Source organism: Gemmiger formicilis (genome assembly GCF_016901605.1).
GTDB classification, from domain to species: domain Bacteria; phylum Bacillota; class Clostridia; order Oscillospirales; family Ruminococcaceae; genus Gemmiger; species Gemmiger formicilis_B.
This window is the reverse complement of the sequence record NZ_JACJKP010000744.1, coordinates 1-223: the sequence shown is the minus strand read 5'-3', so window position 1 is coordinate 223 and position 223 is coordinate 1. Positions and strand designations below refer to the sequence as shown.

Genomic DNA, 223 nt, shown 5'->3' with positions numbered 1-223 from the left:
TTCTCCGCTTTGAAGCAACCTGGCTGCTAACGCAATACTCTCTTCTGTAACAGGCAAAACCTGCGTTTTCATATCTTTATTCCTCGCTATGTTGTTTGAGTTTTTCTTCCCGGTGGCCAGCATATCAATAAAACGTCTTCGGCTATCCGGGTGACACACCTGCCTACCGGTATGGTGGTGGAGTGTCAGGATCAGCGCAGCCAGCGGGAAAACAAAGAACGTG

1 pseudogene is annotated in these 223 nt (G+C 48.9%); it reads left to right on the top strand.

Annotated elements, in window-relative coordinates:
• Positions 1 to 108 precede the first annotated feature (108 nt).
• A pseudogene (locus tag H6B10_RS16705) lies at positions 109 to 223 on the top strand (peptide chain release factor-like protein); the annotation flags it as partial.